This is a genomic window from Occallatibacter gabretensis, from assembly GCF_001449115.1.
GTDB lineage: Bacteria > Acidobacteriota > Terriglobia > Terriglobales > Acidobacteriaceae > Telmatobacter > Telmatobacter gabretensis.
The window spans coordinates 311,365-336,925 of sequence record NZ_LAIJ01000007.1 but is presented as its reverse complement, the minus strand read 5'-3'; the positions used below and the strand labels follow the sequence as shown (position 1 = coordinate 336,925).

At 53.4% G+C, this 25,561-nt stretch carries 13 protein-coding genes; 8 read left to right on the top strand and 5 right to left on the bottom strand.

Annotated elements, in window-relative coordinates; translation table 11 throughout:
* The coding region (locus VO84_RS22760) for a hypothetical protein (protein ID WP_197413920.1) at positions 1-253 on the top strand (253 nt) is incomplete at its 5' end.
* A 112-nt stretch (positions 254-365) separates the two neighbouring features.
* Here the strand turns inward: VO84_RS22760 and phnX are convergent.
* Genes phnX through VO84_RS06065 form a run of 3 tightly spaced genes read right to left on the bottom strand, consistent with a single transcriptional unit; the run spans position 366 to position 3,525 of the window.
* Positions 366-1,247 (bottom strand): phosphonoacetaldehyde hydrolase, encoded by an 882-nt coding sequence (phnX, locus tag VO84_RS06075; protein ID WP_157439747.1) that lies wholly within the window; start codon positions 1,245-1,247, stop codon positions 366-368.
* Positions 1,248-1,297: 50 nt separating this feature from the next.
* Positions 1,298-2,593 carry an MFS transporter gene (locus VO84_RS06070; protein ID WP_058186442.1) on the bottom strand — a complete coding sequence of 432 codons (1,296 nt, stop codon included), beginning with the start codon at positions 2,591-2,593 and terminating at the stop codon, positions 1,298-1,300.
* Positions 2,590-3,525, bottom strand: coding sequence for a hypothetical protein (locus VO84_RS06065; protein ID WP_197413919.1), 936 nt, complete (start codon positions 3,523-3,525; stop codon positions 2,590-2,592). Before VO84_RS06065 ends, VO84_RS06070 begins: the two co-directional genes overlap by 4 nt.
* Before the next feature lie 489 nt (positions 3,526-4,014).
* Here VO84_RS06065 and VO84_RS06060 point away from each other — a divergent pair, with 489 nt between their 5' ends.
* From VO84_RS06060 to VO84_RS06025, 7 genes are all read left to right on the top strand, one after another.
* Positions 4,015-5,379, top strand: a complete 1,365-nt coding sequence (locus VO84_RS06060) for an MFS transporter (protein ID WP_058186439.1) — start codon at positions 4,015-4,017, stop codon at positions 5,377-5,379.
* Positions 5,380-5,427: 48 nt separating this feature from the next.
* Positions 5,428-6,789 (top strand): (R)-1-hydroxy-2-aminoethylphosphonate ammonia-lyase, encoded by a 1,362-nt coding sequence (pbfA, locus tag VO84_RS06055; protein ID WP_058186437.1) that lies wholly within the window; start codon positions 5,428-5,430, stop codon positions 6,787-6,789.
* Between the two features lie 276 nt (positions 6,790-7,065).
* Positions 7,066-10,110, top strand: coding sequence for a TonB-dependent receptor (locus VO84_RS06050; protein ID WP_058186435.1), 3,045 nt, complete (start codon positions 7,066-7,068; stop codon positions 10,108-10,110).
* An 85-nt stretch (positions 10,111-10,195) separates the two neighbouring features.
* A complete protein-coding gene (locus tag VO84_RS06045; RefSeq protein ID WP_058186433.1) occupies positions 10,196-11,449 on the top strand; it encodes a sialidase family protein in 1,254 nt (417 codons plus the stop codon).
* Between the two features lie 18 nt (positions 11,450-11,467).
* Positions 11,468-12,994, top strand: a complete 1,527-nt coding sequence (locus tag VO84_RS06040) for a GH39 family glycosyl hydrolase (protein WP_058186432.1) — start codon at positions 11,468-11,470, stop codon at positions 12,992-12,994.
* Between the two features lie 582 nt (positions 12,995-13,576).
* Positions 13,577-13,972 (top strand): peptide deformylase, encoded by a 396-nt coding sequence (locus VO84_RS06030; RefSeq protein ID WP_058186427.1) that lies wholly within the window; start codon positions 13,577-13,579, stop codon positions 13,970-13,972.
* A gap of 152 nt (positions 13,973-14,124) precedes the next feature.
* Positions 14,125-15,723, top strand: coding sequence for an FAD-dependent oxidoreductase (locus VO84_RS06025; RefSeq protein ID WP_058186425.1), 1,599 nt, complete (start codon positions 14,125-14,127; stop codon positions 15,721-15,723).
* A 63-nt stretch (positions 15,724-15,786) separates the two neighbouring features.
* Here the strand turns inward: VO84_RS06025 and VO84_RS23285 are convergent, their stop codons facing one another.
* Positions 15,787-16,155, bottom strand: a complete 369-nt coding sequence (locus VO84_RS23285; RefSeq protein ID WP_082661760.1) for a nucleotidyltransferase domain-containing protein — start codon at positions 16,153-16,155, stop codon at positions 15,787-15,789.
* Positions 16,156-16,158: 3 nt separating this feature from the next.
* The gene (locus VO84_RS06020) at positions 16,159-25,503 is read right to left on the bottom strand and encodes a Tc toxin subunit A-related protein (RefSeq protein WP_082661759.1); all 9,345 of its coding nucleotides are present in this window, start codon (positions 25,501-25,503) and stop codon (positions 16,159-16,161) included.
* Positions 25,504-25,561: the final 58 nt, after the last annotated feature.

The following is a 25,561-nucleotide window of genomic DNA, read 5'->3' as shown; positions in this document are numbered from 1 at the left end:
GGCCGATGAGAAAGGCGCGGAGACCGAAGTTCCGGTCGATGACTGGATTGAGGTTGGCGCGCTGGCCGCTCCTGAAAAAGGGAAGCATTACGGTAAGGTGCTGGCGCGGCAGATCCTGCATATGACGGGGAAGGGCGGAACCTACACGTTTGTAACGAATACTATGCCGGACAAAGCCGGGATCGATCCGCTGCTGCTATTGGTAGATCGTGTGCCGGACGATAATTTGAAAAAGGTGGATGTGGCGCAGTGATTCTTTCCTGCTGCGCTGCACGAGCTAACGGCTGCGATTGGACGGTCGTTATGGGCCTGGACGATTATCGCTCCCTGGTCCACATAAGGCCAGCTAACGGAATTCGCAATCGTCAGTTTTGAGCCGGTAGGGGTGATGGGCCCAGCGTTTCTTGCCCATTCCCTAGAGGCTTCCAAATGGCTTTGTCCTGCCTGAGGTAATTGTCGATCTCGAAGAGCAGAGGCTCGCAGGCGGCAAGGTCCTCCGCGACCATGTGAGCCCCGGCGGCCAGCATGATTTGTTCTGCCTGTCTCAGGCGATGGCTCTTCTCCTCTCCACGGAGCACGGACCATTCGGAGGCGTCGAGGCCAATCATATTTCCGGAGCGAGTAAGACCAATGGTCCACATCCCGGCATTGAGGCCCTCCTCAATGTCGGCTATAGTGTCACCAATTTTGACGCACGCCTGGGGTGGGTAGACATCGAGCATTTGTGCGTTACGCATCAACATCCAGGGGGCGGGTCGCCCGGCAGAAACTTCGTCCGCGCTCACAGAGGCATCGGGTGAGTAGCCTGCCGTCTTTGCCTGCTGCAGAACTGGATTGAGCATGGCACGTGTGTAGCCGGTGGTGGTTCCGATACGCAGGCCGCGCCTTTGCCATCTCTGAACGGTCTCGGCAACGCCATCAATTAACTGCGAATTTTCGGTGATGGATTGAAGCTGTAATGGACTGAATTCCTGAAAGAGTGTTTCCACGTCGGTGTGAGTTGGGCTGCCGCCGGTAACCTGCTGCCATTGTTTCTGTATCTCTGGCAGCATCAAGATGGATCGGATGTGGTCACTCTTGAGCAGTCCCATATCTCGGCGCGCCTGTTCTATGGAGAGCCGAATACCGTGTTGCACGAAAAGCGCTTGCAATGCAAGAACTGGGGCGCGGGAGCCGTGATCGACAGTGGTGCCGGCCCAGTCCAGCATGACGGCGCGAAGCTTCAGAAAAGTCTTTGTATCAGGCATAGTGAAAAGTAAAGGATGATGCGCAATTGATGGGACCGTTGCGATCTTTATCACTTTCGTTGAAGGTTATAGCGCAGGGCAGGGAAGCTCAAGCCCTGAACGGTTAGGGACTGGCCGTTCAGGGGGACAAAACGTGCTCCCACTGCGCAGATGGCACCGGAAATTAGCGTAAACAACACGAAAAGGTCAAAGAGCTTGGTCCAGCCAAAGTGTGCAACGAATAACGTAGCTAGCAGCGGTGAAATGGCCTGGCCGATGGAGCCGATGCCGTTTACGAAACCGACGGCGCGACCGTGTTGTTCGGCAGGCATGGTATCCAGGACGGCCATGCCCGAAATCAGCATGTCTGATCCGTGGATTAGAATGCCAAGCAGTGAGATGGAGACGACCATACCGAAGAAGCCTGAGGCCGCCAGAAGTGGGTGCATGAGGCACATGAAGGCGAGTCCATAGACTATGAACGCACAAAGGCGCATGCGGTTCCTGCCAAAGACGCGAGTCGTTGCGTAAGCAACGGCAATGGGCCCGAGCATGCCGAATATCTCAAAGTAGGATGCAGTCCGCGTGGCGGTGTACGTGCTGTAGCCAACGGCCGAAATGAGGTAATGCGGGAGCCAGAAGAGTAGAGTGTATCGCGTCATTTTAAGGAAAAAGTACATTCCAGAGGCATAGCGCATGCTCCGGTTTCTCAAGATGTTCTTCCAGTGTTCCCATTCTGAGAGTTGGAGTACAGATGCGTTTGCCTGGGCTGGCGCGCATGTTTGTGGCATTCTCCGGGTACAGAACGCGAAAACGATCGCGGTGACGAGCAGGATTGCCGGCGGTACGAGATGAAGAAGGTGGAACGGGTCAATATTCAGGTCGGTGGCGCTGATGGAAAGCCACTGGGTAAGCACGCTGGCGAGAAAACCGCCGAGGATGTAACTCGAACTCCACCACCCAAGCACCGTGTCACGGTCGCCAGGCCCAAACCAACCGCCGATAAGTTTGAGCAGAGAAGGCCAGCCGAGGCCTTGGCCAAATCCGTTAGCGAGCTGAAGAACAAGTGCAATGTCAGGCGAAGCCCAGCCTTGCAGTACGGTGCAAAATACCGAGATTAATGCACCTGCTAACGCGGTTCGGCTTGCGCTGGTGCGATCCGCCAGCGATCCGCCTACGAACTGCCCAATGGCATAGGTTGCGCCGAAACATGCGAGCTCCAGTGCAATATGCGAAGAACCAATTGCAGCCGGGGTGACGACGTCGTGACGACAGATGTAATAACCGGCATAGAGCGTCCAGGCAGCGAGAAATGCCTGATGACGCCAGTTTGCAGCATTCGGCTGCAGTGCTTTCTGGGATGTCATGGTAGATATTCCAGTTTTGCGACATTGCTGGCAAGGGGCTCGCGGTCAAGGATAGCCTTGGCGTGGTTTTCCGTCGGAAAGACTGCCTGAATCATGGTTCCTGGGCGAAAGCTGTCAGTCAGGCCGCGAGGAAAGGCGCTTTCGTCGCACAGCCGGGCCACGAGAGAACGGATGGCAGCATCGTCTGTGCCATCAATATAAATGCTGGGTTGCGTTCCGTTAACAATTGTCAGCAGAGCTGCGTGATAGGAGAGTGTATGGGATGGATCTTTCTGATCGATGATTACTCGAGTGCCTGCACGGTTCACCAGTGAGTAGCGCGTAGGGAGCTGCGAAACAGTCATACCAGCATCGAGTCCGGCATCAATGCCAATATGCAAAGCTGTGTGTCCAGGAGCTACAGTCGAACCCGGACCCATGACAGTAAACCGGCGATGAAATTGTCCGGCTAAATCTAGTAAAGGCGCAGCGTTACCCAGTTCTTTGAAGGCGACTAGTCCCTGTTTGCCTTCAACCCGCTGAGGCGCAAGATACAGCAGCGCAGGGTCTTCACGCAGAATTCCCTCCCAGAAGTTGCTGAAGTATTGCTCCTGTGCCATCTGCCACCGCATGCAGATGACGCAAAGGAAAATCGTTACCAGTGTAGGTATCGCAAGCTGGAAGAGCGAAAGGGGATACATAGACAATCTGGCGGACGTTTCTTCGGAAATCTCGACCTGAAGCACTTCTTCGGGCTTGTCTTGCGGAGTTGTCCCGGTGATGCGAAGGAAACGAGGGACGTAAGCGCCGGTGGGAAGCACAATGTTGAATACAGAGCTGGCGCCGTGGATCTCGTTGTATTTGATCAGCCGCTTGCGCACATCATTCGCGCGAACGCGTACACCGGAGTCGGTGCTGGTGTCATAGCTTGCATCCCTACCAAGCAGTGACATGCCGATCAACCGCTCCTTCAACTCGTCGGTTCGGCCTTCAAGGCTGAGATGGACTACATGACGAATGAACTCACAGCTCTTGGGGCTGTTCCGGAAGACGGGACTCTCGCAGAGCGCTTCCAAAGCTGCCCACAACTGTTTCCGATGAAGACGTAGACCGTCACCGGAGAGTTCGGTCCCGCTGAGATCTTGTATCGAAGAAGGCGGCATATCCCTGCCCGAAGCCATGAGGTGGAAGCGCCCATAGCGGGAAATTTCACATCCGGTGTCATCAGAATATCGCCATGCATGTTAAAGCTGTGTAACTGTATCCCTTCACGGCTTGAGATTCACAGTTCATTCTCGCGTTCTTCACTACTGAACGGTTTACTACGTGCTTGGAAACCGCCCTTAACCTGCCTAACGCTAGGCAGATGGCTATTTCAGTGGGATGGTGGCATAGATGCACGTCCTACGGCTTATTGCGCCGCCATGTTGAAAGAGAGATGAATGGACCGCGCCTTTTCGAAACCTGAAGCTACCGACATCGAGATCTTTCAGCTAAAATCTTCCGGTGATGGCGGCCCGACCGGTGGTGTTCTTCGCGGCGAGGGGCCAACACAGGCTGCGGAAAAACGACGCCTCTTTGCAATTACGTGGATTACGTATGCAGGCTTCTATTTTTGCCGCAAGAATCTGAGTATTGTTCTTCCATTGCTCGAAGGCTCAAAAGGGATGGGCCATCTTGCCCTGGCGAATATCGTCTTCGGCTACAGTCTCTTCTACGTTATTGGGCAGTTCGCCTGTGGGTTACTCTCGGATCGTTATGGTCCGCGGCGAGTGGTGGGTACGGGCCTGATCGTGGTTGTTATCAGCAATCTGATGATGTGCCTTCACGGCACTCCACTTTGGCTATTGTGCTTTGCGTGCCTTAACGGTCTCGGCCAATCGAGTGGCTGGTCCGGGCTGGTGAAGATGATGGGAAACTGGTTTGGCGGTAGCCGGCGTGGCACCGTAATGGCATGGTGGAGCACGAATTACGTACTCGGAGGATTTCTTGCCACCGCGTTCGCTACATGGACGATAACTCAACCTTTACTCCTGGCCGGGTGGGGATGGCGCCGCGGCTTTCTTTTTCCGGCTTTGATTGTCGCTGCGGCTACATTGGGATTCGTCTTGTTCGCGCAAGATTCTCCGGGAAGGTTTCAAGACAGGCCAATGGCAGAGTCATTGGCCGGTGCAAAGCAGACCGGGCACCAATGGAACTTCACTGACCTGATGTATCTGCTCAGCAATAAGCCGGTCTGGGCGATCGGCTCATCCTATTTTTTTCTCGAACTCTGCAGGTACGCGTTGATGTTCTGGCTGCCCTACTATCTGGTGAATCATCTGCACTTCGAGTTGGGAAGCTCCGGGTATGTTTCTTCACTTTACGAGTTGGCTGGGGTCGTCGGCGCCGTGCTCGCCGGATATATTTCTGATCGCTACATGCAGTCCCGGCGTGCGCCGGTCTCTGCCTTCATGATGTGTGGTTTTGGACTGATAGTGCTGCTCCCGGTCCTGTATCCACAACCTGGGTTAGTGTTAACCGCGATCGCTATTTCGCTCGCGGGTGTGTTTACTTATGGGCCGGATACGCTCCTTTCGGGTGCCGCGGCGCAGGATATTGGCGGCATCTCGACGGCAACTTCCTCCGGCCTCATCGACGGTTTGGGGCATCTTGGCTCTCTGCTATCGCCGTATCTGGTGATCTATGTAAGCGCACACTACGGCTGGAATCTACTGTTCCTGCTTTTCTTTGTGGCGGCACTCCTTTCGGCGGCATCGCTGATTCCCATTTGGCGTATGCGGCCTTCGGACGCCCAGGCACGATGAAGGAGACAGGAACAATGACAATCAGGATGGGTAGCAGGGAGGTTATTGATGGCAGACGACAAGACGCACCGTGAGGTTCCGCTCTCGGAAGGCGATATTAATTTCACCCCATTGCGTGAACGCTGGCTGCGCGAACACCTCAGCCAGCAGACGCGCGACCTGCTGGAAGAAGACGCGCGCTACTTTCTGCATCAATCTCTTTCTTCGCCCTGCCTGAATGTTCTGGACCGATGCGAAGGCAGCTTCATTATTGACGTGGAAGGCCGGCGTTACCTCGATTTCCACGGCAACAATGTGCATCAGGTCGGTTTTGGACATCCACAGGTAAAGGCAGCGATCCTTGAAGCACTGGAGCAGCTTCCTTTCTGTACCCGCCGCTACACGAACCGCTACGCTATTGATCTGGCCCGCAAACTCGCCGAAATCTCTCCTGGAAATTTGACCAAATGCTTGTTTGCTCCAGGAGGGGCTGAGGCTATCTCCATGGCCATCAAGCTTGCGCGCATGGCGACCGGTCGCTTCAAAACCATCTCCATGTGGGAATCGTTTCATGGCGCCACATTGGACACGATCTCACTCGGCGGCGAATCTCTATTTCGCAACAATATCGGACCATTACTTCCGGGCTGTGAACATGTTCCACCCCCGGAGCCGCAGGGATGCCCTTTCCGTTGTGGCAATACGTGCAGCCTGCAATGTGCCGACTATGTGGAATACGTATTGCGCAAGGAAGGGGATGTAGCCGCGGTCGTCGCCGAGACGGTGCGTAGCACAGGCACTGTTCCGCCCCCCGAATTCTGGCAGAAGATTCGTTCCGCGTGCACGAAACATGGTGCACTGCTGATTCTCGATGAAATTCCACATGGGCTGGGAAGGACAGGCTCCATGTTTACCTGCGAACAATACGGGATTGTTCCAGACATGCTCGTGATAGGAAAGGGACTTGGCGGTGGTGTGCTACCCCTTGCGGCGTTATTGGCTCGTGATGATCTCGATATTGCTGGTGACAGGGCGCTTGGCCACTTTACTCATGAAAAGAATCCGGTGCTCTGCGCCGCTGCTCTCGCAACCCTGTCTGTCATTGAGGCTGAAGAGCTACCGCAGCGCGCGGCTGTTCTGGGCGACAAATTCAGGACAGGTCTGCGGCAGCTCAAGACTTGTCATCCTCTCATTTCCGATGTTCGCGGACTTGGCCTACTGAATGCACTCATATTGCAACGAGCCGATGGATCACCGGCAAACATCGAAGCCGAAGAGATCATGTATGCGGCCCTGCGTCAGGGATTAAGCTTCAAGACCTCCATGGGTAACACGCTTGTGCTGACGCCGTCACTCGTCATCGAAGAAGAGAATCTCAATACCTGCCTGCAAATCCTCGATCAGTGTTTCACTTCGCTCGGTAAATGCTGACGCACGATTGCTTGGAATTGCTGTAAGTGTATTGACCGTCCTTTGATGATCTGTTCTCTCTTCGCATTACCGCTGATCCTTAACCCCGGCTCCCGACGCAGCCTAACGCATTGAACGTTGCTTCTGACAGGCTTTCATTCAAAACTCGGCTCACATGCTCGGGTGGTAGTAGGGGCCTAGGCTTCACCCGTTAATCATTCATTCATTTTGGGTACGACTTCCAGATGCGTTGTTGTGAACCATCCACTACCAACCACAGCCAGTCAGAGGGAATATATGTTTAGAGATAATCTCTGGAAATTCTTCGCTATCCTCACGTTTGCACTGATCCTTGGCCGGACTGGCTGGACGCAGAGCACTACAGGCACGATCACGGGAACAGTAACCGATTCAAGTAACGCTGTCGTGACGCACGCGCAGTTAACGCTCACAAATACTTTAACCGGTCTGGTCAAGGCCACTGCTACAAATGGAGCGGGCCAATACGTCTTTGACTTTGTTCCCATTGGACATTACTCCTTGCAGGCAATCGGGAATGGTTTTAATCCGGAACGACGGGACGACATCGATATCTCAGCTGCTCAAGGCATCCAGATCAATTTCACGTTTGATGTAGCATCAACAACCCAATCTGTCAGCGTTACCAGTGAAGATCCTTTGGTGTCAGTCGGTACCTCAGACATGCGGACCAATGTTTCCGCAACACAGATTAACGAGCTTCCGGTTGCCCATCAGGATTGGACTACCCTCCTGCAAACTGCATCGGGTGTTGCGCAGAGCAATAACGGCAGCGCCGGATCTGAAGCTGGTTCGGGAATCGTGATTAACGGTCTGCCTGCAACCGGCTACAACCTAACTGTTGACGGTACGAATGCTACACAGGATGCGGAACATCCTTCCTTCGGCTTTTCGGAGGCTCCTAACGTAATCAACACCATCAATAACGACGCTATCCAGGAAGTCAGCATGGTTCGCGGCATCGCTCCGGCCACGGTCAGCGGCACAATGGCCGGAAATATCAACATCATTACCAAAGGCGGATCGAATACTTTCCATGGCGACGTCTTTGAGCTGAATGAAGTAAGCATGTACGATGCCCGCAATCAATTTGAAGACTCTCGTCCTCGCACAACTTTCAATCAGTTCGGGGGTGCTATCTCCGGGCCGATTATGCGCAACAAGCTCTTTTTCTTCGGTAGCTATACTGCTGTCAAGCTGAATGCTTTCACCGACATCTCGGACGATGTGCCTACGCCCTATCTGATCAGTATCAGCCCCGCAGCATACCTCTCCACATTGGCTTTTTATCCTAAAATTGCACAGCCTGCGGATGATCTGACTGCCATAACGGACCGGGTGCACGCGAACGGCTCTACTATGCGGAATGACAGCAACGGCGTTGCTCGCATGGACTATAACCTCAGCGGCAACGATCAGTTCACTGCGCGTTATACTCGCGGGCGGCCTGATTACACCAATCCCACTATCATCTCGATTAACGATCGCACCTATATGGATCGCGGGGATACTTACAACGCAAGCTGGATTCACTCCGCTTCACACTGGACCTCGAATGCGCGCTTTGGTTACAACCGCATCCGGACCAGTCGTGTAGACAATGGATTCGGTTCGGACCTGGAAGGCCTCAAATTGTCTCCCTTTAATACCAATGGTGCGGAATTCTCATTGGGCATGGGGAGCGTCTGGACCGCTGAAGATGGCATTGCCTGGACGCGTGGCCGCCACACGCTGCAATTCGGCGGTATCCTCCAGCTGCTAAATGCCGGACGAGTAGATCTCAACACCACCGACTTTAAATATTCAAGCCTCAGTGATTACCAGAATAATCTCCCGAGCAGCGTGGAGATTACGTTTGACCTGCCTGCTTTCAACATCTATGAGTATCAATTCGGCGGCTATGCGCAGGACGATTACCGCATCCGTTCCAACCTCACCCTGAACCTGGGTATTCGTTACGACTTCTTCACAGTTCCCAGGGAAGATTCAGGTCGTTTCTTTAATCGCGGAATCGATCCGAACAATCCCCAGCTTGGTCCTGGATTCGGACCCTATCGTCCGGCCAATAGCCTCTACGATGCAAACTACTTCAACTTCCAGCCTCGTGTCGGCTTCAGTTGGGGCCCATTCCGGTCGGGGAAGACTGTGGTGCGCGGCGGATTTGGAATCTTTACCAACCCACACCAACTCTACGGCGAAGCCATTAACGAAGTGCAGGCGAATGCATATACTCCCTTTCGTATTACTCTTAACCGCCAGCAGGCCATCCAAGCTAACCTCCATTTTCCTCTACCTCGTACCGACTACAGCACAGTACTCCAGCAGCTCCAGGACACAGGTGTCGCCACTTCCAACTTCGCCAACTCCGCTGTTGCGGGACACTATCCCAACCCCTACAGCATGCAGTACACGCTGGGCATAAGCCAGGCTATGCCCTGGAAAACATCGCTTGATATTGCTTACGTTGGGAATCGCGGATTGCATGAGAACATCACTGCCGTTGAGAATCTTCCCGATCGAATCACCGGCATCGCTCCAGTACCAACATTTTCCGAGTTCAACTACTACTACGCCGGCGACAATAGCAAGTACAACGCGCTTCAGGTTGAGGTGAAGAAAAATCTGTCGCATGGCGTCACGCTCGGAGCGGCTTACACCTGGTCCAGAAACATGGCCCTAGAGTATGCTGGCCTTCTGAAAGAGTCCAGCCCACAGGACAACAATAATGTTCATGCTGACTGGGGACCGACCGATTACGACGTTCGCAACTTCTTTGTGCTGAATGGTGTCTGGGAGATGCACTGGATGCAGTTGGCTCACATGCATAGCCACTTTGCTCAGGAGTTACTGGGCGGATGGCAGGTTTCCGGTGTATTCAAGGGCTTTACTGGTTCACCGACCAACATTGGTGATGGCGACTCATCCTATCCCAATGACCGGGTCGATGCCGCTCCAGGCGTCAGTCGTTACACGGGGAGCTTTAACATAAGCAATCCGCAGTATCTTAATCCAGCAGCCTTCGTCGCTGTGCCGATCTCCGAGTTGAGTGGAGCTCAGATTCATGGCGGCGATCTCGGGAAAAATGTCGTTTATGAACCCGGCTCCGCCACCCTCGACGCATCTCTCACCAAGGCTTTTCACTTCACGGAACGTGTACAGATGAAGTTGCACATGGATGCTTTTAACACGCTCAACCACACTAACCTTGGCAGCCTTGACACCGACATTACTTCAGGCACCTTCGGGCAACTAACCTCGGCTACAGCAAGAACCATGCAGATCGGCGCGAAGGTGAACTTCTAAGCGGTAGACATAACTGCGGCTGCCGCGCTTTTGCCCGGCAGCTGCATACAAACCCGGCAATATGCAAACAGGAGTGCGCTTAAAAGTGAGTTCTAAGATCATTCATCTCGGATTTGTAATGGCCTTATGCTCCCTCGCTGGACTTTACGCTGTTCGTGCGGAGTCGGCCTACAAGCTATCGGATGGCATCGTCAGGCCCTCCGCGCAAAAGGGAGCTAAAGAAGCGTATCTTGAGATGATCGTCAACAGCAATCATGCCGCCAATCTTTTGGCGTTGCACAACGGCGATCTCTTACTCACCTACTACTCAGGCATTTATGAGCGTGGCGCCGATGAGTCCATCGTTGTTTCGCGCTTGTCTAAAGGCGCTTCCAAATGGACAACCCCAATAGTCGTCTCGCATCATGCTGACTGGGCCAATCAGAATCCACTGCTCTTTCTGGCGCCGGGTGGCACGGTATGGCTTTTCCATACCACGCAGCATGGAGACCAGCAAAAAGACATTGTCTATGCTCTGAAATCTACAGATCAGGGACATACCTGGAGCGAGCCCACTACGGTCTTTCCGCAGCTTGGACTGTATACGCGTCAGCCTCTTGTGGTTTTTCAAAAGCAATGGCTTTTTCCCGTGTACCACTCGGCGGGCGGCAGCATCACTTCTAATGCGCAGAAGGATCACTCCTACGTTGAAGTTTCGGCAGATTCAGGCGCAACGTGGAAAGAGTGCGATGTGCCGGGCTCGGGCGGCTTTGTGCAGATGAGCATTGTTCCCTTATCGCAGGATCACCTCATCGGTTTTTTCCGCAGCCGTTACGCCGACTGGATCTATAAAAGCGAATCGAGCGACGGGTGCACATGGACGACACCGCAGGCGACGCAACTGCCGAACAACAATGCATCGATTCAGGTAACACGCTTGAAAAACGGCCGCCTCGTCATGATCTTCAATAATACCCAGGCTGAGCTTAAGCCCGAACACGCAGACACAGGGTCTCGACGCATTCTCTCCATCGCCATCTCAGAAGACGGAGGCAAGACCTGGCCGTGGATTCGCGATCTCGAGAATCCATCGATTTCGCAACCGATTCTTCCTCTGGAAGATGCGGAATACTCCTATCCCTCTGTTGCGCAATCGGTAGATGGGATGATTCACGTGGCATACACCTTCCGCCGCCAAACCATCAAGTACATGACTTTCACAGAAGAGTGGATCAGGCACGGTTCTACGATGGGAGGCAAACCTGAGGACGCCCACCATGAAGGCGTGGCGCGACTCAATAACCCCACGCAGGTGAAGCCGGCTGCAGAACTCTGGGCCTTATCCCTGGGTAGCTTTTAAGTGAGAGCAAACCGCGAAATGCAACGAAGCAGCATGGGCAGGCTGACTGTGCTGCTGATATGCTGTGCGCTCTCTATCCGCCTGGCGAGCGCGAGCGAATCCTCGATGGAGAGTGAGGAAGTTACCATCGACGGAAGCGCGCACACTACCCCATTTCCGCATTTCTGGGAACAGATGTTTGGATCCGGGCGCGCGATCCTGAGCCTTCGCGAAAGCTACAGGCGCGATATACGCGATGTGAAGGCAGTAACTTCCTTCCGCTACGTACGTTTTCATGGCATTCTCAATGACGAAATTGGTATCTACAGCGAAGACGGTGATGGTAAGCCTGTCTACAACTTCTCCTACGTCGATCAGATTTACGATGGATTGCTCGAAGAGGGTGTACGTCCCGTAGTCGAACTCGATTTCATGCCGCGTCGGTTAGCGGCGAATCCAGATTCGCGGTATGAGGATTTCTGGGATGGGCCGAATGTCAGCCCGCCGAAAGATGAGGCGAAATGGGAGGATATGCTTCGTGCCCTTGCTGTCCATCTTATCGACAGGTATGGCATCGATGAAGTGTCGCAATGGTGGTTCGAGGTCTGGAACGAGCCAAACACTTCTTCATGGAAAGGATCGCCGAAACAGGCTTCTTATTTTGAACTGTATGACCACGCCGCGCGCGCGCTTAAATCGGTGAGTTCACGCTTAAGGGTAGGTGGTCCGGCAACCGCATACGGAGCATGGATTCCGGATCTGATTGCCCACACTGCCCAATACAACATACCGATTGATTTTGTCAGTGGACACGTCTATGGCGGCGACAATCCAGATAAAGTCCTTGGACCAAGTAGACGCAGCACTCCTTCCCAGGACGACATGGTATGCGCTGCGACTCGTACCATGAAGGATAAGATTACGCATTCAACCAATCCTCATCTTCCGCTGCTGGTGACAGAGTTCAACGCAGGCTTTGAGGACGAGCACAGTTACGATTCGCTCTACATGGGGCCATTTCTTGCACATACCATCAGCCAGTGCGATGGCCTTGCGATGGTGATGTCCTACTGGACCTTCAGCGATGTCTTCGATGAAAAGGGTCCTACGCGTGAGCCATTTCACGGCGGGTACGGGCTTATTGCTGCTGGAGGCATCTTTAAACCTGCCTATGTTGCCTTTGACCTCCTGCACAAGCTCGGTAATATCCGCCTTGAAAACACTGCTCCGGATTTACTTGTGACGCGCCGGGATGATGGCGCACTGGTGATAGCAGCATGGAACATTGTGGACCCAGGCACACACTGCACTGCGAAGGATATAGTCCTGCACCTCCGTAATATGCGATCACCTTCTACTGCTCAGATTTATTGGCTGGATGCGCTCCACTCCAATGTTCTTGCGGCCTACCAGAAAATGGGCAGTCCGCAGTACCCAACGAGCGCACAAGTAGAACTGCTACGTAAATCGGCTCGGCTTGGCGCTCCGGATGTAGTCAGAATCCGGGATGGAATCTTGCGACTTCACTTGCTTGAAAACGGGCTTGCTCTCCTCATCCTCAAATGAACGAAAGGAGATCGGCTCGGCAATATTATACTCATCTGCGAGGAAATCTCTAGGAATCGATTGTTGCAGAGAATGAAGAACCAGCTTGGGAGCTTTGCCAGGCTAACTAGGCTTTTCTGCGGAGTCCTGCTGGATATGTTCTGGTCACAGTGCGCATGGCAGCTGGCGCCGAAAGTCAGGCTCGAAGTTTTTCTGGTTGGGGGGCAAAAATGGGGGCAATTTTTCCAGACTACTGAATTTTATGCGCCGTTGACTAAATAACATAAGAACGGTTTTCAGTAGACGTTAGTGCAGACTGCCTCGCGGGAAGGTTTCCTTAGGCGCATCCAGCAAGAGTTACCGGGGAGGGTAGTTCTCGATGCCCATCACGCGGCGAATTACTCTTACAGAAGCCTGGCTGAGCGCAGCCAATACGACTCTGGAGGATGGGAAGGCAGCAATCGCCGCCCCTAGCTTATTAACAGCGCAGGTACCGGAAGCGTGTCCCATTTTGTAACTGATCGGCAACAAAGTCGGTGCTCCATGCTTGATTCAGTGCTGTGGTAACTCCACAGGTCGGTGAGTCGATGCAGCTAGCCATCATTGGAGGACAAGGCAGAATATCATGCGGTTCTTTCTAAAGTTGACCTGGCGGAACGCAAGCGTAGTCCGGTACCATTTCATGTGCTGATCAATCCTGTGTCACCGCCGGAAGTGGTCTTCTATGAAGGTTGTCTTAGTCTTCCTGGTTTCACGGGAATTGTGCCGCGCGCTCGTCGGGTGCGGCTTGAGGTGCTCGATCATCTTGGTCCGCCGGTGCGCATCGAGGCCATTGGCTGGTATGCGCGGATCCTGCAACACGAGATCGACCATCTGCGAGGAACGTTGTCCATCGATCTCATGTGGAGCTGCAGTTTTTCTTCGCTTGAGAATTACAGCCGGTATTGGAAATCGATGACTACGGTCGAACACAGACAGGCATTTGAAAACAGATCTTAGGATCGCAGGGGTTATCGATGAATCAGAACAGGAGGCTAATCTAAAATGAAGAAACTTGGCTTCCTTTCCTTCGGCCACCGGACACCTTCGCGGCAGTCAGAAACGCAGTCGGCGGTGCAACTCTGCTGAATTATGCAAAGGATACGTTTCGCATGAACCGTCTACCAATTGTTCTGTCCATTCATGCTCTGTTGATTTCTGCTCTAGTCGCACAACCAGCGCGTCATCAGGCAGATGTTGTTGTCTATGGCGGAACAGCCTCAGGCGTGATGGCGGCATACTCTGCGGCTCAAGATGGAATGCATGTCATTCTGCTTGAGCCTGGAAAACATCTTGGCGGTATGGTTACCGGCGGCCTTTCTGCGACGGATCTTGGCCATTTCCAAATTATCGGCGGCTACACTCGAGGCTTTTATATGGAAGCCGCCTCTCATTACGGTGTGCACGAGCTGACAACGCAGGATGCCTGGCTCTCCGAGCCGCATGTCGATGAAGCAATCTTTTGCGCATGGCTTAACAGCTCTCATGTGCAGGTGTTTTTCCAGCAGCGACTGCGAGAAAGAAACGGAGTCATGAAACGGGAAAAAAAGATCACGCAAATCACCACCGAAGACGGGCAGGCTTGGCATGCAAAAGTTTTTGTCGATTGCAGTTATGAAGGCGATCTGATGGCTCAAGCTGGCGTGAGTTATGTTGTGGGCCGTGAATCAACCAATGCTTTTCAGGAAAATCTGGCCGGAGTCCGCACGGACACACCTAAGCACCAGTTTCAGTGGCTCACCCCAGCGTATGACACCAGCCATCATCTATGGCCGTACGTTGATTCCGGGCCGCTCGAGCCTGAAGGGACCGGCGACAAAAAGGTTCAGTCGTATAACCTCCGTCTGATCCTCACCAATGATCCTGCGAATAAACTTCCGTGGGCAAAGCCCGAGGGGTACAACCCTGCGAATTTCACTCTGCTTGGATATTACCTTTCGCACTTTCAGGAGCATGCGGGCCGCGCCCCCAAGGTACAAGACATCATGAATCCTGTTCTGATTCCCAACCACAAGGCCGATTTTAATAACAACGGGGCATTTTCCACAGATTACATCGGCAAAAGCTGGACCTATCCTGATGCGAGTTATGCTGAGCGGCAGCGTATATGGAAGGAGCATCTGCTCTATGTACAATCGTTCGTTTACTTCATCGCTACAGACCCTCAGGTTCCCGCCAGCCTGCGCGCAGAAATGAACACCTGGGGTCTGTCTAAGGATGAATTTGCCGATACCGATCAGTGGCCTAATCAGCTCTACATTCGCGAAGGCCGAAGAATGATGGGCGAGTACGTCATAAAGCAATCCGACCTGCAGACAGAGCGCACCAAGCCGGACTCGATCGGCATGGGTTCGTTCAACAGCGACTCTCACAACATTCAACGTGTTGCGATGCCGGATGGTACCGTCCGCAATGAAGGGGATGTGCAAGTGCCGGTCGAGCCGTATGAGATTCCGTTCCGCACCATATTGCCGAAGCGGGACCAGGTAGAGAACCTGCTAGTGCCTGTCTGTCTTTCGGCGTCTCATGTCGCTTACTCTTCGGTGCGTATGGAACCGCAGTATATGATCATCGGCCAGGCCGCAGGCAGTGCGGCAGCAATTGCCATTCGCGCAAACGAGCCCGTCCAGAACGTAGACGTTCCGCAGTTGCAGGAGAAGCTTCGCCAGCACAAAGCAATTCTTCATCTAGATCAGCAGGCTTCGAGATAGCTTGATTTCACTACCTCTCTCACGAAGCAGCGCGATGATGGTCGCCAACTGCTTTGGCGGGCTTTAGTTTGTTAACGCCAATCGCGGTAGCAGGGATGCAACAGCTAGTTTTAAATCTTCCGACCAATGATATAAACGTGCCTGCCTGGCGATGACCCAAGTGAAAGATAGTTCTTCATATACTGAATCTTCAAATCCCTGAGCGGTAAAGACGTGTATGTCCAAAGGGCAAATCACGTCGAAGAGCAGGCGCCGAACATCCCAAGCTCGCAGGGCAGGGGATTGAGAACTTGCCATGATCACGAGCAGGTCAAGATCGCTCCGCTCGTGTGCGCAACCAATTGCATATGACCCGAATGTAGCCACAGCCAGAGGGCCATAGGCCGATACAATTCTCTGCGAGATTCGAACAATATCATTCTCAGTCAACATGGCTCAATCAATCGAATAGTTAATGACGAGCAAGATATCCTCAATTTTGCCCGGATCGAGCAAACCATTGACTGCTGAAGCTAGCTCCGGCGGCACATTTGCGAAAGCCACGGTCAAGTCAAAAGATTGCGGAGTTGTGAGTGGAGACGGTAGCAAGGCTGAACCGGCTAAAGCGGCAACACGGTTACCCGGATCGAGGGCCGCGGAGGCGCTGGCGGTGTCGATTGTGAGAGAGAGTCGCGCGGATGTTGCGCCTGTGACACCAAACGTTGTTGTCATGCTGATTTCGACGGAGGGGACAGCAGGCAGTACGAAATAGAAAGATACACTTGCCATACTTACGCCTCCGCTTCCTAGATTTGAATAGGGGAACAAGATATTTGTCATCGGCAGGGTGAGAGTCTGCGCAGATGCGGGAGTCGCTGATGGGTTGAAAAAAGAGTAAAAAGCGTTCCCAAAGGTGCTTCGCACGCTGACCAAAATGGAGCGGGAAGTCTCGATCTTGGACTTGATGGCTGCGCGAACGATATTGGCGGCATTTTGGTTACCTCCTCCGCGCGCTGTATAGCGAATGTGAAGGACAACGTCGGTGATCGTCGAGAAATCGAAATTATTGTCCCTCGGATCGAGGACTAGATTCCACATGCTGATAGCGCCCTGACCTTCAAACGGGAGCCATCTCTCATCTCGAAGATTAATCTCGAAAAGTCCGGCATCATTTTGTCCGCTGCTTGTGGCAATCGTCGTCGCAGAAGTCCCAATCACAGCGGGTGCCGACATGGCACTCTGTGGTTGATAGCTGGGCGCCGGAGGCTGAGTTCGGATCGTGGCATTGGTTAGAGTCAGCGTAGCGTTGACGCCAGTGTAAGGTCCAGTTACACACGGTATCGTGAGGCTGACGGATCGAAGCCTTCTAAAATACTGGCCGGGATAATCGCTGTCGAAGATAATTTCGTCCAAGGGAATCTGACATTGTCCGGTTTCGCGCAGCATCACCAGGGATATCGGAGACATCAGCGCAAGGGAGATATGCTTGGTCAGCTCGAGTTCGCGAATGTTTCCGGCCAGATATTGCGACTCCATGCGTCGTAGATCGAAGACGAGGCTTTCTCCCGCGGTTAATCCTTTGTGCTGACTGTCCCAATATCCCGATTGGATAAAGGTGTCAGTGCTACCGAGCTCGTATTGATATGCATTCTGCGCCTGTTGAGACAATGAGAGCGCCAACTGATACGCCTGCATGTACACCGTCGTAAGCTGTGTGAGCATCCAGTTGTAGAGTTGGGCGTTTGTATATTTATTCGTCAGGAAATTGCTGACTGTCTGAGCATTGGAGATTTGCGCCTGCTGGATGGAAAGCTCTTTGGTGGCAATGTTAAGGCGATCTGTTGCCGCCGCAATCTGGCTGCCAATCTGCGTCAATTCAGCGCTGGCGAGATTTGCCTGGAGGGTCCATTCATCCTGGCGCCTCTGGTAGTTTCCAAGGGTCGCTGCCATGTTGCCGCCTTCGCTCAGAATTCCTGCCAAACCCCTGCTGACGCTGGCGGATGAAGATGAGGCCCGTGCAACGTTTTCCCCGCCATAAGTCACCGTCACAGTCGGGGTGCCTCCCCAGCCCGAAACTCCCACCGTAGTCGTAGGAGTAAGGGATTCCAAGGCGGAGCTCGTATCCAGAATAATTGCTGCGCCGTTTGCAATCAGCGCTTCTGCTTGGAGTTCAAGCGCAGCAAGCTCCCACACATTCATATAAGCGATGTTTGAGTAGAAGTTGAATCGTAGCTGAACGATGGCCTGCTGATTGTTGAGCGCGGCTATCTGGTCTTGCGCCTCGGTTACCTGCAACGTCTTGACATCCAGCAAACGTGTCTGAATATCCAGCTCCTGGCTGGCTCGCAATACGGAAAGATTCTCCGCATCCTGCTTTTCAAGAGCCGATAGAATTTGCGATCCGTATGCGCGAACATCATTCGTCAATTCAATCGCTTTCTCCAGATAGACGGCAAAACGGTAGATTGGCGCAGTTTGCATAGCACTGGAGATATTGCCACCACTGGCTTGTGCTTCTATGAGTTGTAATGGATTTAACGACGGCGCGTATAGAGGCAGCGGCTGTACTATTCCTAGAATGTTCCGGCAGTTACGGATATTGTCGAGACGTTGAGAAACGGTGTCCCAGTAAGCGAGAAGCTGATCGTTTGGCGGAATGCAGAACAAAGGCGTTTCGGCTGAGCCGACAAGAAGAGGAAGCGATGGTGTGGTTGCGGTTCCGTCAATGAACGACTGCGGAGGTTCCGGGGCGACAATCAGATTCTCTATAGCCACAAGCGTATTTGAGAATAGATCGAGGCTTTGGACAGAAGACGCGTAGGTTGCCGCCGGAGCACCGCTTTGTGTCGAATTCGGAAGCCTCAGCATCTGCGGGGTTGGACCAAGAATAAGGTCGGCGAGGATATATAGCTGCTCTGCCTGATTGACCATCTCTGCTGTGTACTGGTTGTAATATGAATCGCCCCAGGCGATCAGTAGATCAAGAAACTTCATGACCGTGGCTTTTGCGTATGCTGATATGCGAAGGCTCGCTACGCTGTGTGGGTCGAAGGGATTCTGTATCCAATCGGCTATTGCCAAGCTGGTTGCGGTACTGTCAATACCCGTAGTGAGGATGTTTTGAATTTGCTGATTAAGCCAATCCGCAGATTGCATGACATTGAAGGGCGCGGTTTCCCAGAAGCGCTGAGGCGAAGGGAAAGACGCGGTTGAGTCGGTCGGATTGAATATATATTCGAGCCATGTCATCGCGTCCTGGTATTGCTGATTCTGCATCAGGAGTGATGCCACAAACATTGGAATGTGGTAAAACACCTCCCAGTTGTAGAGGGAGTATGCACCGTACGATCCCACCGAAAAGTCCAACGCGCTCTCGCCTGGATCGAGCGGATTCGCGATGCCAGGGAACGGTGGTGCAACCCAGGTGGAGGGAGCATAGGAACTGAAGTCGAATGGGGGCGTCCAGCCTGCCACGGTTTGCGGATTCAACTGCAGGTTGCGCGACATGAGTTGCGGAACGCCCCCGACCTCGAGCTCCCGTAGAAAGATTCGCGCGTAGGGATGATAAAAGGTTTCAAAAGTATAGCTGGTGTCAAGAACGGCATAGCCTCGGCTGCCCTCCGCGTCGCTGAATTCAAGTTGCTGGAAAAGGTAAGTACGCGACGGATCCACGAAGAACATTGGATCGGTGGTGTCGACGGTTCCTCCTTTCTGGTTAGCGACAATCCGATGGCTGGTTGCAGTTCCGAATAGAGGAACGCTGACCGGCTGGCCGTTGCCCCCGTTCCCGGCTGTGACTCTGAGCGGACCTACGAAACTTGTGCTGTTGTCGGAGCTATTGATTGTGTAAGGAATAAGATCCTGCCCTGACCAGATATAGGAAGTGGGTACGGTAAGCGTTCCCGGAGTAATTCCCCATGCTAGTAAGGAATAAGTGGGCTCCTGCACTGGATCGATGGGGTCCAATAAGATTTTGATCAGGACCATTTCCTCAATCGATAAGGGCGCTTCCGGTGTCGGAAGGGTACCCACGGCATAAATTTGTCCAGGGGCAGCAGTTGATATTGGAAAGTTTTCGTAAGCCTGAATGCTAAGACCAGCTCCGGTTGCATCTTGCCCAGCTCCAAACGTGAACGTGAGTGGAGATGTTTGAGTGGTAAGCCAACGGCCAGGAAGAAACGCTTTCTGTTCAAGGGTTCGCTTTACCTGCCATTGTCCAGCGCTCAATTCGCTCATCGCAAACTCGATCGTCCAGACCGGCAGCGGAACAGAGGCTGCTGCCACACCACCGGCCGCCGGCGGCGTGAGCTGAGAATCCTGGGTCTGTTGCGATATTTGTTTGAATACAGCCCATATCAGCCATAGGTGCCGGTCCCAGATCACCGGAATAACGTGCTGAGAAGCGATGTCGAGGTTGAGCGGCTGCCATGCGCTCCAGCTCTTTGACACCGGCATGGTCGTAGTACCGGGCCGCGTGGTGCGCGTTCGCCAGAACCAGTCCGGCGGAGTCTTGCTGGTGTGTGCGAAAACGTACAAGACGATTGTCCCGTCCGGCTGCGTTTCTTCAAAAGAGGCCGATACCTGCAGACGTGCAACGCTTACGAGCTTCCTCAAGTAGTTTTCAATCGCAGACTCAGCGGCGTCCGCATCGGCATTGCCTTGACGCAGATCATTTTCCAGATCAGAAAAGAATGGCGATGCATCGGTGCGCGTTTCAGGCAGGACATAGTTCTCCGGATATAGAAAGACCTCACGATTTGCCTGCCACAAACGGTATTGCTGCCTCCAGGGCCACTCTTTCCAGTGTGAGTTGGTCATGTCGATGCTGATGCCGGAAAAATTAAGATTGAGAAAGCACTGCTGCACAAACTGCTGGATTGCCAGCGAGGGCTCAAGAAGACGAGTTGTCAGCGCACATGGATTCATCTCCGGATCGATCAGGTAGTAGTCGAAGATATCGTCCGCGGTTTGCATTTGAGGCGCGGACTGTGTCGGCGCCTGACCAAGAAGATATGCAACAAGCGCATCGCGACGATTCTTGCGCAGCACATCTTCAACCGGCTGGATTGCACCAAACCAGGCGCTCTGTGAGTATTGCGCCTGCAAGGTTGTCATGGCCTTAGTAGCTGTATCCGCTGTCGCGGCGGTCGCCGAAAGTTGTGTGAGCGTTGCACCATCCATACGATAACGAGCGGCCAAATCGAGGGCATTCGCGATCGATGCGAGTGTTGCAATGTCGCCCAGCGAACCTGGCAGCATGGTTGAACTAGGGAGCAGCGGGGTTGTCAGTGCCGGTGGTGCGGCGTCAAGTTGCGTTGCTATTGTAAGAACATCCTGCGCATTGGCATTGAGACCCACAGCCAGGCCGGACGGCCCCATTATTGCATTCTGCCGATCAATTGGAAGTGAGTTGGGATAAAGCCATAACTTGAGAATGTCGAACAGACGCGGCGCGCGAGCCGGCTGGCGCTTATTCAGCTTTATGGCTTGTAAAAGTGATTCAAAACGACTGAATAGGCTTGTTGTGACCGGAGAAACCGGAATGTCGTTCAGATTAAAACAATTGAACGTTCCGCCGTTTTGCATCAAGAACGTGAAGTCTGTCGCGGATGTTCCGAGCAGGTTGAAAAGTGCCACACCGCTCGCTATCTCCGGCAAGAGATAACTGAGGGTGGGAAATTTCGTGAGATCAACCCCGGACGTCTGGGCTACCAAAGCGGCTATCACTTCCCGGTCGAGCGGAACCCAACCCATCGGAATAAGAGCATTGACAACATTTGCGGTCGTACCATGCGCTGTGGTCAATGTGTTGACAAAAATTGCCTGAGGTATTGTTGGATCCAGACCCCCGTCGAAGAATTGAGCTGTACCACCCTGGGTCCAATCGCCATTTCCTTTCGAGCCATTCAACGTGAAGGATGTCGAATCCACGACGGCAATCGTAAATTGGCCGTTTGCTGAGGTGTTTCCAAGCATCCCGGTGACGGTTACTAAGTCCAGGTTTTGCAGGCCGGTAGGCGACGCAGTGGTGATCGTGATGGGCGATGTGTTCGACGCTCCAGTGATGAGGACGGAGCCGTTCTCTGGAAGCTTGGCCAGCGCGTCACGCATCGTCTGTAGAACCGCTGTGTTTTGAGCAAATGTAAATGCCAGCGAACTTACGTCTGTGGATTGATTGCGAAGCAGATAGTCCAGGTCAACCGCAGTTGCACCGGTACCCTGGAGCACAGCGTAACGGCGGAGAAATTCGAGCGTATCTAAGGGTGTATAGTCGATCCCAAAAGGTTTGCAGTCAGTTAACTGAATCCACAGAATCAGGTCTGAAATTTGCAGCGAGAGTGACACCGCCAGCCGCTGATACTGCAAAAGTACATTGAGTGTAGTTAGCGAGAGGCTGTTTGTCGCACCGCTGAACGCCAATATTGCAGAGATATCGCTCCCACTCAGGGCGAGCGCAGCGCTGATGGCGATCTGCTCAGGCGTGGACGTACCGGGGGTCGATGGATTGATTGGATTGCCGGAGAGTAGTCCCGTTACAATCCCGCCGCCGATCCAGGTACCTGTCCCGGTAAAGCCGCTCAACGTGAAGGAAACAGGTCCAGTGACGGTGATGGTGAACGTACCATTAACAGATATGCCTCCGGATGTTCCGACAACGGACACCTGCATTCCGGATTGATATCCATGGGGCAACGCCGTGAGGATGTTCGTCCCGGCCGAGCTAGCGGTGATCGCGCTCTGATTGACTGATACAAATACCCCACTCCAATTCAATAGGACAGCGGCATTGCGAAACACTTCGGTGTAAGTGGACGGAACAACCGCGTCTTCATCACTGAGGTGACTGGTGACATCGCGTGTTTCCAGCGGTGTCCAGAAACTCAGCACTTCCTGAAAGGGAAGATTGAGCTTGCTTTGAACAGCTATCGCTCCGGACAGAAAACTCAAGAACGGATTGCACATCAGGGTGCCAGGTACAGCCTCTAAAGCCCAATCCAACTCCCACATCTGCAGGCCCGTCGCTGTCCATAACCGCAGAAAGCGGTTGGCACGGTCAAGCACGTCCGCTGTTAGACCGGTAAAAACCATCAGGTTAGTGTCTGCACTCAAAATCTGTATAGATCCAGATGCCGTAGTTCCGGCCTGCAGCGTAACGCCAGACTGGGTAACCCAGATCACCTCCAAGAGCTGATAAAGCTGCTGAAGAGTCAAGTTAGTCTGGTTGAGAAGCGCAGGAACATTCGATAGGGTTGCGACCCAGTCGGTAGTAGGCATCGGGTTCTGTGCCAGCCCCCAGCGATCCCACGCGTTGTGTGTATCTGTACCGGTAATCACCGCCTGCATCTCAGGGTTGATTCCAAGGCTAGCGCCCGCGATGATAGCCGCCTGGTCGGGCGCGGGAGGATTGGCCGCAAACAGAGTCAAGAGTGCGGTACGGGTTGTACCCAGAGCGGCCACATAAGCCGTGGTGCGTGCGAACGGAAGGTCAAATGGAAGACCAAGAGGAAACACAGCGGTTGCAGTCAGTGCATACGCAGCCTGCGAGGTCTGCTGAGGCAACGCGCGCCGTTCGTCGGACGTCCCAGTCGTATCGATGACTGTCACTGGAGTTGCTGGAGGCGCTATTGCGGCTTCCAGGACTTCATTGACTAAATCAATGTAGGGCAGAGTGATGTTCGTGTTATTACAACTCAGCGCGGTGTATTGAATATCAGGACGCCGCAGGAAAAGCGCATCGCGGGCGTTCGTAACTTCGTTACCGCCGGGCCCGAACTGGGCCAGGTATTGCAACAGGTCCACCAGATAGGCGGCCGGGCTTGAAACAGATTGGCAGTCTGAGCATTGAAAGGAATCCTGGGAACCGAAGAGCGCCTGCAGATCAGGAAGATTTGTAAGAAGCGCAGGATCCGGAGTCGCCATGGCAAGAGTTGCGATTGAGGTTCCATTCAGTGCCAGGTTGTAACGCCCGTATGTGGCCATCGCTGTGGCATAGATCATTTGCGCACGCGCATAGGCCATCTTGGCTGCTGATGCGCTGCCGAGAGCATTACTCATTTGGGCAATGAATGGGCCCCGGCCCATAAAATAAACTTTCTGTGCTGAGTCCAGACCTGCATTTCTTAATGCCTCAATCGATTCATAAGTTTTCGTAACTCTAGCCAGCCGATAGGCTGTTTTCAAATCAACCAGCGCGTCTGCAGAAATTGTGATCTTGTTAGCAGCAACAAAGTGATCCACATTCGTCTTCTCAAAGGAAAAAGCGGGATTCGACACGAAGAACGGAACCAGCTCGTCTTTAGTTTTTGCGAACGAAGACGTTTTCGCCTTGGACATGCGACCGCCAAATGCCGTGGTTGGATATTTGTTGGCGAAGCGGGTAGTAAGTTTCTTCGCATAGTACGAGATCTTCAGCTGAGGTGAATTGTTTGGAAACAGCTTCGGAATGGAGGTCGCCTGCGGATCGACTGCCGTGAGACGGGCCGTCCAGTCATCTTCATCGAGGAGAGCGAGGTGCTGCACACTGGTGAGAGTCTTCTGCGAGAGACGCGTAAGCGTATCCTTCACAAGTGGAAGATGCCCGGAGAGGAGTGCACCAACATTCAGCGTTGTTTCCAGTGTTGCGAGATCCTCTGCGACAAGATCTTTCTTCGTGCGAAGACTTGTCCAGGTCGACTTTATATGACGATTATTATCGGCGTAGGCTTGAACAAACGCGGTCTTCAGCGTGTCGGTTATACCTCCTGCAGCAAGCAAGTCATTCAAAGATGTCTTCCCGTGGCGGTAGGGAGAATTTCCCACGCTTTGCACTCGCAATGCATCCAGAAGATTGAGCTCAGAATCTTGCGAGGATGTGTATGACGCCGGAAGAAAATTTGAGCTTACTGCGGCAGTGAGCGCTCTGCTCAGTGCGTCTCTGGAGTGCGCTAGTACACCGCTGAGGACCTGCGCGGCAAACGCACTGTTGATGCCGGCGTCCGGAAGGCTCGTAAGGGCAGAGCCGAGGGCCGGCGGGAGGCTCTGCGAGAAAATGCCGAACAGGGTTTCCTCCTGGATGCCGCTCCTGGTGCTGAGGGCGGCAGCAATGAATCGATGGGAGATGTGATTGAAAGGGATGCCCGTGGCGTTTGCCAAAAACTGGAGTTCGTGCGTATCTTTGTTTTCCCTGAGGTCGGTGAGCGGCGTAGCTTGCAGATTCGCAGCGGTGGCTTTTGAGATACTTGTAAATGTGGACTGCGTCTTTATGACTCCGCTTGCAGCGGTAGTGATGTCGATATCGACTTCCGCTGCTGCCGTGAAGACGGTAGTGGACTGCGCGATGATATTCCCGGACGCACCGTAGGCCCGCACTACCAGGTTGAAGGCATTCGGCCGAAGGTAAGTGAACAAATAGTCGCCCTGATCTCCCGTTGTGGCTTCGCCAAGTTGCGTCTCATTCCGGACACTCTTTGCAAACAGTGCGACTTTCGCGCCGACGATGGGCTCGCCGTCTTGATCTACAAGCCTGCCTCGCACCATGGCATTGGGCTCGCTTTGATCCCCTGGCATGTAGATACGCGAAAGCAGCAAAGAGGGGGAATTGGTGAGAGTTGCCAACTTATTCGCAGTCTCAAAATCGACCACACCAGTTACCTGTAGACCATGCTGTAACTGAAGCTTTTGCACTGCCTCTTGTGTCGCCGGGCCGTATGTTTTTTGCTCTATGTCAGTGGCAGGGATATGGAAACCGAGCTGCTGCAATAGCGCGTGGAGGTGCGCTACGATATGGCCCATAGTGCCTGGTGTTAGTAACGGGTTAGTCATCAGCGTTTTCCTTCTTGATACTTAAGGTCACCGTTGCGAGCGAGTCGAGAGCGACAGT

Coding starts and splice junctions, on each gene's coding strand:
- phnX (WP_157439747.1), bottom strand. CDS start 1,247: ATGCCTGATACAAAGACTTTTCTGAAGCTTCGCGCCGTCATGCTGGAC.
- VO84_RS06070 (WP_058186442.1), bottom strand. CDS start 2,593: ATGACATCCCAGAAAGCACTGCAGCCGAATGCTGCAAACTGGCGTCAT.
- VO84_RS06065 (WP_197413919.1), bottom strand. CDS start 3,525: ATGTCACTGCTTGGTAGGGATGCAAGCTATGACACCAGCACCGACTCC.
- VO84_RS06060 (WP_058186439.1), top strand. CDS start 4,015: ATGGACCGCGCCTTTTCGAAACCTGAAGCTACCGACATCGAGATCTTT.
- pbfA (WP_058186437.1), top strand. CDS start 5,428: ATGGCAGACGACAAGACGCACCGTGAGGTTCCGCTCTCGGAAGGCGAT.
- VO84_RS06050 (WP_058186435.1), top strand. CDS start 7,066: ATGTTTAGAGATAATCTCTGGAAATTCTTCGCTATCCTCACGTTTGCA.
- VO84_RS06040 (WP_058186432.1), top strand. CDS start 11,468: ATGCAACGAAGCAGCATGGGCAGGCTGACTGTGCTGCTGATATGCTGT.
- VO84_RS06025 (WP_058186425.1), top strand. CDS start 14,125: ATGAACCGTCTACCAATTGTTCTGTCCATTCATGCTCTGTTGATTTCT.
- VO84_RS23285 (WP_082661760.1), bottom strand. CDS start 16,155: ATGTTGACTGAGAATGATATTGTTCGAATCTCGCAGAGAATTGTATCG.
- VO84_RS06020 (WP_082661759.1), bottom strand. CDS start 25,503: ATGACTAACCCGTTACTAACACCAGGCACTATGGGCCATATCGTAGCG.